This window comes from Empedobacter sp. UBA7620 (assembly GCF_002484185.1).
In the GTDB taxonomy this organism is placed as follows: Bacteria; Bacteroidota; Bacteroidia; order Flavobacteriales; family Weeksellaceae; genus Empedobacter; species Empedobacter falsenii_C.
The window spans coordinates 22,555-32,106 of sequence record NZ_DLJI01000059.1 but is presented as its reverse complement, the minus strand read 5'-3'; the positions used below and the strand labels follow the sequence as shown (position 1 = coordinate 32,106).

The 9,552-nt window shown below is 30.3% G+C and carries 5 protein-coding genes; 2 read left to right on the top strand and 3 right to left on the bottom strand.

The features are described 5' to 3' along the window. Positions 1-662 precede the first annotated feature (662 nt). On the top strand, positions 663-995 hold the full coding sequence (gene ytxJ, locus B2217_RS15450; RefSeq protein WP_180906450.1) for a bacillithiol system redox-active protein YtxJ: 333 nt from the start codon (positions 663-665) through the stop codon (positions 993-995). 331 nt (positions 996-1,326) lie between these two features. On the opposite strand, the gene B2217_RS15445 is transcribed toward ytxJ, so the two are convergent. Both B2217_RS15445 and B2217_RS15440 read right to left on the bottom strand, forming a co-directional pair. Beyond that, positions 1,327-3,090, bottom strand: a complete 1,764-nt coding sequence (locus tag B2217_RS15445) for a RagB/SusD family nutrient uptake outer membrane protein (RefSeq protein ID WP_180906451.1) — start codon at positions 3,088-3,090, stop codon at positions 1,327-1,329. A gap of 17 nt (positions 3,091-3,107) precedes the next feature. Next, positions 3,108-6,161: a SusC/RagA family TonB-linked outer membrane protein gene (locus B2217_RS15440; RefSeq protein WP_180906452.1), complete on the bottom strand. Its 3,054-nt coding sequence runs from the start codon at positions 6,159-6,161 to the stop codon at positions 3,108-3,110. Between the two features lie 295 nt (positions 6,162-6,456). On the opposite strand from B2217_RS15440, the gene B2217_RS15435 reads away from it, so the two are divergent. Beyond that, complete coding sequence (locus B2217_RS15435; RefSeq protein WP_180906453.1) at positions 6,457-7,530, top strand: phosphatidylinositol-specific phospholipase C1-like protein; 1,074 nt, start codon at positions 6,457-6,459, stop codon at positions 7,528-7,530. A gap of 142 nt (positions 7,531-7,672) precedes the next feature. On the opposite strand, the gene B2217_RS15430 is transcribed toward B2217_RS15435, so the two are convergent. Beyond that, a complete protein-coding gene (locus B2217_RS15430; protein WP_180906454.1) occupies positions 7,673-9,457 on the bottom strand; it encodes a metallophosphoesterase family protein in 1,785 nt (594 codons plus the stop codon). Positions 9,458-9,552 lie beyond the last annotated feature (95 nt).

The following is a 9,552-nucleotide window of genomic DNA, read 5'->3' as shown; positions in this document are numbered from 1 at the left end:
AGATTGATTTATTTTAATTTTTATCTAGGACTAAATTAGAAACAGATATTTTAATTAACCGTTTTTAACCGTTTACAATCGAATATGTAGTAGTTTTACGACGTATGCATAACATAGTAGCGCATTAATTCAGGAAAATATTTTTAAAATGAATATTTATTCGAATGATAATTTAAGTTTATTTAATTAAATCAAGCCAAATCATTAACATTTAACTTTTTGTTAAAAATATTTTTTGAAGAAGTTTGGAATTTTTTGGAGAGAGAAGGAGGAAGGATATTATTTCATTTAATTAAAATACATTGAAAAAGATCTTAATTAAATGAAATTATTAAAAACAGTTTTTAAGATTAAATATTTAGCCATGAAATACCGAAAAAAACATAACAACTACTAGTTCATTTAGCAATAGGTTTTTATTGTCTGTTATTTTTATATACAGAAAGGGTTAAGTGTTTTATTCATCAATAGTTTAAAAGATTTAGGTGTGTTTTTGGTGGAGTGAATTTATTGAAAGTTTAACATTTTATAATAAGTATAAAAAAAAATCTTAGATCTAGTATTAACTATGGCTTGACATACAAAGGAAATACAATCATTGAATAGAATAGGTTTTTTCTTCTTTTCAATGTAATTTTATAGATGAAATAATTGAAACAAAAATGAAAAAAATAGATATTACAACTTTAGATGATTTAGACCAAATTGATCAAGCATCTTTTAATCAACCAAAAATTATTTATAAACACAGTACAACTTGTGGATTATGTGATATCATTTGGGATGTTGTAAAAGAAAGTGATTTTGAACTGAATTATTTAGATTTATTAACGTATAGACCAATATCTAATGAGATAGAACGTCGTTACAATGTTCAGCATGAGTCACCCCAAATCTTAATAATAAAAGATGGAAAATGTGTGTACAGTGCATCACATCGTAAAATAAAAAATGAAGAAATTCAAAAGCAACTAGATCAACTGGTTAATTTGTAGTATTTTAAGAATAACATTCTTTATATTTAAAAATTTCCATTTTGAACTAAAAGTAACATTCCTTTTTTTGGCTTAATTCTGAATATCTTCTAACTTTTTTTGATATAAGATTAGAATTGGTTAATAATCGCATTTTATTTTTTTACGACATTATACGCTTTTTAGTTGCTTTTCTTACAGTATTGTCTTTGGGAAAAAATAATTTATATGTTAATAACTATATTATTATGAGATGTATAAAAAAATTCTACTTGGCTAGCCAAGTAGAATTTTATACTTACACAGTTTATGATACAATGTCTAAATAAAGTATAATATAAAAAATTTTACTTTAATATCCTTTATTTTGTGTAAATACATTAGAAGCATCAATTGTTGCTTGCGGAATCGGGTAAATTCTTTTTGTAGGGGCAGTTACTGATTTTGCAGTTCTTGCTTCTTCAAATTTTCCGAAACGAATTAATTGTTTTCTTCTTACTAATTCCCAATATGTTTCGAAAGCGATTTCCTTTACTAAAGTAGCCTCATCAAGAGTAGTGATTGCAACACCTGGCGCATTACCAAATAATGCTTCTCTTGTTCTACTGGTTCTTAACATGTTAATATCTGCTAATGCTGCACTTGTATTTCCTTTACGGAAATAAGCTTCAGCTCGCAATGTATAAATTCCACCTAAACGAAACAAAGAAATATTTACACTACCATTTCCATTGTTTCCAAAACTAGGATCAAACTCATATTTAAATACACGCGCTCCTCTGTTAATTTGATTTTGAGAAAGTACAGCTTGTAAAGGATTATCAAAGTTATATTCTGGAGTAAAATTAACAAGTAAATTGGTGTTTTTTTCCATTTTTAGTTGATTTACTTTTATACGTCCATTTACCATCTCAAAAGATCCATTCGCTAAAATAGTTGGACCATATTGAACACCTGCTTGAATACCTCTATTAAAATGAAACCAAGGTTTTCCCGTACCTTCTACTAAACTTGTAGCAGGAACACTAACATCAGTTCCATCATTCATAAACCAAGTTCCATCTTCATATTGGTAATGTCTGTGAAAACGAGGGTCTTCATGATTTCCATCCCAACTGTGGTAAAACTCTGGTGTCGTTCCTGTAGCATTAGTTCCTCTATTGTCTGGAGAAGGTTTTTGTGCACGTTCAACAGGCATATATGCAAAACTGTTTGAACTGTTTCTTAAACTATTTGCAGTTGCTTTTTGTACTACCGCAAATATTAATTCTGTTCCGTCATCATTACTAATATCAAAATTACGGAAGAAATTAGATTCTAACTTAAAACGTCCTGAATTGATTATATTTGAAGAATATTCAATTACTTTATCCATATCAGAAACACCACCACTAACAGCACTCTCATTAAAATCGAAAGTGTTGGAGTATCTATTTTTTAAAACAGCTCTGTTCATGTACATATCAGCTAATAAAGCATAAGCTGCTTGTTTAGTGAATCTTCCCATATGTGTAGATTGCTCTCCAATATTTGCTAAATTTGGTATGATACCTTCTACTTCTGTAATTAATTCATCAATAGCTACATCAGCTTTTCTTACTACAATTTCTGCATTTACATCCATTGGATCTCTATAAGGAGCCTGTCCGTATAGGTCTAATGTATGATAAGTATAAAAAACTAATAAACCTTTTGCTTCAGCTAAAAATAATTGTTTGTTAGCAACACTACTTTTCTCTATTGCTTGTATGGCGGTTAAAGATTTCGTTATTCCGAAATTTAAATTATCCCAAGCTGATTTTATTTGAGGATTTGAAGCGTCCCAAGTAAACTCAGATAATGCTCTCCATTTTCCACCATCTCCCCAGTCACTTCCTCGTGTAGGTAAAATTGCTTCATCAGTAGAGTATTCTTGTAAACCGAAAACATTTCCGTGATCTACGAAAGTTCCGTCTCCTAATTGTCCATAGGCTGCAGCAATTGCGTTTTCTGGACTTGGTGATTCTGATCCTAATCTTTCATCAACTACTTGCTCTTCTAAATCTGTACAACTTAAAATGCTCACAGAAAGTAATGCGAAAAATAGATAAGATATTTTTATTGTTTTTAATTTCATGATAATAAATTCTGGTATTAAAATTTTAAAGTTGCTCCAACCATAAATGTTTTCGCAGATGGGTAAGTTGCATAATCAATTCCTAATGATTGATTTCCTGATACAGCTTTTGATGTGTCAATCAATGGATCATATCCACTGTAATTTGTGATTGTCCATAAGTTTTGAGCGCTTACACATAAGTTTAAACTTTTTACCCATTTTAATTGCTCAACTCCAAAATTATATCCTAAACGAACATTATTTAAACGTAAGAAATCTGACTTCTCTAAATAAAGTGATGATAATTGCGGTAAATTTTCAGCACTTGCTCCAGAAGTGTAAAAATCTCTTAACAAGTTACGGTCTGATGCTAAATTGTTAATATTTAAATTGAGATTAGTATTATTGACTAAATATCCTCCTGCTTGACCAATAAAAGAGAATGCAAAATCAAACCTTTTATAACGCATATAACTGTTAAGCCCGTACGTTACTTTTGGAAGTGGACCTTCGAAAATTTGTCTATCTTCAGTTCCTACTGAACCATTCCCATCAGTATCTTCATATATGTATTTACCTTGCTCGTCAATTCCTAAATATTTTAGCATATAAAATGATCCTGCTTGGTATCCATTTTTATAAACATTAGCATAAACACCTGACATTCCTGGCCCAGAAATCTCTCCTGAATATATTTCGGAAACAGGTAAGTCTTTTACTTTGTTTGATAATGTTGCTGCATTTACATCTAATGACCACGTAAAATCCTTTTGATCGATAATTTGAGAACCTAAAGTCAATTCAAATCCTTTATTTTCTATTTTTCCATCTACATTTTGCCAAACTGTACTCGTTGGACTTAATGGCCCAGAAGGAATATTTAAAATCGGATCTAAAGTTGTTTTATTATAATATTCTAACGACCCATATAACTTACTATTGAATAAACTAAAATCAACTCCAAAATTTGTTTGTTCAACAACCTCCCATTTCAAATCAGGGTTTGCAGTTCTGTTTACCATTACTCCGTTAATCAAATCATTTTGATTATATAACCAATAACCCGCAGAAGAAGATAATGACGAACTCGCTTGCGTTAATTTATTCTGAACTTCTTGGTTACCTGTCTGTCCCCAACTTGCTCTTAATTTTAATTCATTTACAACAGAAGAACCTCTTAAAAATTCTTCTTTATTAATGGCCCAAGCAACTGCTAAAGATGGGAAATAGCCATATTTATTATTTTTTCCAAAACGAGTAGAACCATCTGCACGTAAAGATGCTGTAAATAAATAGCGGCTATCATAGTTATAATTTACACGTCCAAAGTAAGACTGTAATTCATTTTCTTGTGCGTAACCAGGACTTGGAATAAATGCAGTTCCAGAATAACCAGGATTATTCTCTGGTGCAACACCACTTCCTTGTTCTGCAATATTAGTCAAGCCAAAATAAGTTCCTGAAAATTTAAATTTTTGGTAAGAAAAACCTGCTAATAAATTAATAGTGTGTCTGTTGAATGTTTTGTCAAAAGTTAAATAATGCTCAACTAAATTACTCAACGACTCTAAATTACTTTGTGTGTACATTCCTCTCGGCGTTCTATCAGTAATGTTTGGGTACATCGTCGTATTACGTTCCGAAGTTGATTTGTCAATACCGTAATTTAATTTATAATTTAAACCAGGAAGAATACGTAAAGTTGCCTCAACATTTCCTAAAACTCTAAATGTATTTGTATGATCATTATACTTACTTAATAAATACATTGGGTTATAATGAGCGTTCATGTTGAAATTTGTGTAATCACCATTTTTATCAAAAACAGAACGTGTAGGATTAGCCATTAAGGCATGAATGACCAACTGTCCATCTGAACCAGCATTTGAACCATTTGGTAAACCGGTTTCTCTAATATCACTAGCTGTTAAATTGAACTTAACTTTTAAACGTTGATTGTCTAAGAAAGATTCTTCTGCATTTAAACGAGCTGTAGTTCTTCTGAAATTACTTGTTTCAATAATTCCATCTTGATCCATATGAGAAATTGATGCATAGTAGCTTCCTGTATTCGTTTTCTTAGAAAATGAAAAGGCATGATTTTGAGAAGTTGCTGAACGAAACAATACATCTTGCCAATCTGTATTTCCACCATGATCGTAAGAAGGATCTACGGCGTTTCTATACTCATCAGCATTCATCAAGTCTAATTTTTTAATCACATTCGAAACACCGAAGTAAGTATCATACGTAAAAAGTGCATCACCTTTTTTTCCTTGTTTTGTTGTAATTAAAACAACACCATTAGAACCTCTTGCTCCATAGATTGCTGAGGCAGAAGCATCTTTAAGAACAGTTATCGATTCTATATCACTTGTGTTTAGAAAGTTTAATGGATTTTTTGCGCTTGAACTTCCTAAACCAACATTGGGTCCACCAGAACTTACATTTTCATTGCTTAACGGCACACCATCTACAACAAATAAAGGTGTACTACCACTTCGAATAGATCCAACTCCACGAATAGAAACATTCATTCCAGCGCCTGGTTCTCCACTTGTTTGCACAACACGAACACCAGCTACTTTTCCTTGGATTAAGTTATCCACAGAAATGTTCATTCCTTCTTTAAATTGTTCAGATTTTAATTGACTTACAGATCCTGTTAGATCAGATTTTTTCTGAGAACCATATCCAACCAACGTTACTTCTTGTAAAGCATGTTCATCAGAAATACTTGTTTCACTCGAAATATGGATTGTCATTTCTGCCGAATCAATTACAACTTTCTGAATGGTAAATCCTTCTAATTGTACAGTTAAAGTTTGTCCAACCTCTGCCTCAATAGAAAATAAACCGTTCTCATCTGTTATTACTTCTTTTCCAGTTTCTACGATAATAACTTTTGCGCCCGAAACAGCAAATCCATTCTCGTCTTGTACAATTCCTTTTACAGTAGCATCTGCTGCTTGTATTTCGAAATTAGAATTGTCGTTCAAAACCTTTGCTTCCGCCTTGTTACAATACAAGAAAACAAATGCCAAAGGAATTAGTTTTTTCAGTTTAAAATGTTTAATTTTATGGTACATATTATTAAGTAAAGTATCACATTTACGATGCTTAACTTAGATTCCACTGTTGTTGTCGCAGCAGTGGTTTTTGTTAAGCTAGCTGTTGATTTGTTTTTCGGAATACAAAGTAAGTCTCTACTCTTTAAAAACACTTTAATTTAAAATCATCAAAACATAACCATAAGGTAAAATAATCGATTACATTCCTGAAAATCAAACAGAAAATTTACAATACTATAAAACAGACTTAACAATAACTAAAAATTGTTTGAGAATAAACAATGTAATTTCGGTTCTTATAAAAATTAGAGCAATGAAAAAGACCATTTTATTTAGTTTATACTTACTTCCTTTTAGTTTTTCTTTGGCGCAAACACAAACTTTAGAAGATTTAAAAATCAATGAAATTCAAGTTATTGGTTCGCATAACTCTTATAAGAAAGCTATATTACCAGAGGTTTATAACTATTTATCAGAAAGAGATTCTATGAATTTTTTACCAAGAATTCAGTACGAACATATTCCAATTCCTCAACAATTAGATTTAGGTTTACGAAATCTAGAAATTGATGTTTACGCAGATAGTAAAGGAGGAAAATATGCGCATCCTAAAATTTTAGATTTTGTAAAAACAACTCAGCCTTTCGATCCTGACAAAAAAATGAATAAACCAGGTTATAAAATGATCCATATAACTGATATCGATTATATGACATGGTATTATACACTTGAAGATTGTTTGAAAGATTTAAAAAAGTGGTCTGATGCAAATCCTAATCATACACCAGTATTTATTACATTAGAGCCAAAAGATGGCAAAGAAAATGAATTTAAAACAGAGCCTGAACATTACACAGAAAAATTATTTGATGATTTGGATAATGAATTGAGAAAATATTTAGGAAAAAATAAAATCATCACTCCAGATGATATAAGGGGTTCTTACAAAACTTTAAACGAAGCCATTACCAAAGGAAATTGGCCTAAAGTAAAAGATGTGAAAGGGAAATTTATTTTTGTATTAGATAATAATGGAGCAAACCGAGATTTATATACAAAAGGACATCCTTCTTTAAAAAACAGAATGATTTTTACAAATTCAACTCCAGGAACAGTAGAATCTGCTATAGTATTTAGAAATGACCCTGAGAAAACAGATGAAATTAAAAATTTAGTAAAACAAGGTTACATTGTCCGCACAAGAGCAGATGCTGATACGATGGAAGCTAGAAGTGAAGACTATTCTCGTTTTGAAAATGCGAAAAAAAGTGGTGCTCAAATCATCACAACAGATTATTATCAACCAAGTAAATTATTCAAATCTAATTTCAAAATTAGTTTCGATGATAATACTTACGAAAGAAAAAATCCTGTTGTAGGAAAGTAAATGATCTTTTTTTAATATAAGATGTATTGAAATAAAATCCTTGTCAAGGTTGAAAACCTTGACAAGGATTATTCGTTAATCTAAAATCGTAATATTAAAACACAATATTATCGCTGTCTTTCGTTGAATGAGCTTTTATTGCTTATATATTTTTGATTCTTTTTTCTTTAAAATCAATTTCAAAATGATTTGAAGGTTCACCATTCGATAAATGTGAAAGTATTTTAAACAACATTTTCAATTGTAAGATAAATTGATCTTTCGATTGATTCTCTGCAAATAATTCTACCAGCACTTTATATTGTTCCAATCGCTCTCTTGGAATATCTCTTTTCGCCAATTCATCTGCCGACTGAAATTTATAGAGATCAAGAATTAAATCATCAAATGTCCATTTTTTAAAATTTTTAGACTGAATTATTTTTCTATTTATTCCTTTGTAACCTAAAAGTAGTAAATCTTCTCCATTCAAGTTTTGTCCTTTTTCTATAAAATCTTTAGGCCAATCATTCGGAATCATTCGTAAACGAACCAATTCTTTTAGATGAAAAAGCATTAATTCTCTGTATGATTTCGTTTTCAAAATATCTTTGTTCCAACTTAATTTATTGCTGTCTTTTTGTAAAGCCAAAAATTCTTTTTCATATAATGGAAATAATTCATCAAAACGAGGTACATCATCTAAGATTTGTGTTTCAATTTCCATCTTATCAGCTGATTTTATTGTCAAAATTTTATAAGCCGGAATGTAAGCTGCTAAAGAAGGTACTTGAATATTTACTAAAAAGTCGTTTTCTGTTTTTCTACTTCCTGTATCATTAATATGCATATGCCCAGCAAAATGAATTTTAATTCCTGCTTCTGAGAAAACTTTTGCAACCTCTTCTTGTGGAACACGTTCCAATTGCCATTTTTTATCTCCCAATAATTTTTCTATTTCTGAAGATGCATCATCATTAAAATCAATCATAGGGTAGTGCGTAAAAGCAATTAGTGTTTTGCTTCTTTTTTTTGCTTCAGCAGTAATATTTTTCACCCATTCTATCAAGTGTTTTTTGTTTGTCAAAACATTGTTATAACCAATACTTGCACCTTTATAATTAGAAGGATTAGATGAATTTTCTTTTAAATTCTTTGGAATATACGTATTGCCATCAATGGCCAATAGCCAAACGTCTTTTATCGGTTCGACAACATAACTTAGGTCAGGAACCGAAAATCCTTTTTCGACTTCATACATCCTTTTAGTATAATCGGCTGCTACTAAAGCATCATCAAAAGAATAAGAGGAAATTAGATTTTTATTAAATGGTGTACTCCAAAATAAATCATCTTTTTGCGGATAAAATCCGAAGTCTTTCAATTCGTTTAAAATTTCTAAATATCCCGACTCAGCAATGTCTTTTGTATAAATTTTTGAAGGTTTTTCATCTATCTTTTCTTTACTATAAATTCCAAATGGTTTTCCATTCTCTCCTAAAAAGTCATCTTTTCCTGCATCTTTCCTAAATGGACCTACGGGGTCATGATTACCTGTTGTTAAGTAAAATTTCATGTTATATTTGCATTTATACTCTTCCAAAATTTTATGTAAACCTCTGAGATTATATGCTTGCCCATCATCTGAAAAATCGCCTGGCATTGCTACAATTTTTATATTTTTAGAAACAATATCATCTAGTGCAGCAATAAACGCAAAATAGTTTTCATTAAAAATCCTTGTCGAGTGCAATTGAGATTCCATCGTTCTCAAGATCGTTGCTTTTCCTGTTTTCGGATTGATAATTCCTTTAAAATCATTATCCGAAAAGTTGCCATACAAATCTTGAAAATGAATATCAGAAAGAAAGGCTAATTTAATTTCTTTTTGTTGTGCATTCAATATAGAAAAGAGAAGAATTAAAATAAATGAAATTTGTTTTTTCATGTGTGTAAAACAGCAAAACTAACGTAATATTAAATTCGTTTTATTTGAAAAGAAATTTATAACGATAAGTTAATTTGAGTTTTTAGAAATAAGTT

Bases quoted from the DNA above. Each gene is read 5' to 3' on its own strand.
- ytxJ (WP_180906450.1), top strand. From the start codon at position 663: ATGAAAAAAATAGATATTACAACTTTAGATGATTTAGACCAAATTGAT.
- B2217_RS15445 (WP_180906451.1), bottom strand. From the start codon at position 3,090: ATGAAATTAAAAACAATAAAAATATCTTATCTATTTTTCGCATTACTT.
- B2217_RS15440 (WP_180906452.1), bottom strand. From the start codon at position 6,161: ATGTACCATAAAATTAAACATTTTAAACTGAAAAAACTAATTCCTTTG.
- B2217_RS15435 (WP_180906453.1), top strand. From the start codon at position 6,457: ATGAAAAAGACCATTTTATTTAGTTTATACTTACTTCCTTTTAGTTTT.
- B2217_RS15430 (WP_180906454.1), bottom strand. From the start codon at position 9,457: ATGAAAAAACAAATTTCATTTATTTTAATTCTTCTCTTTTCTATATTG.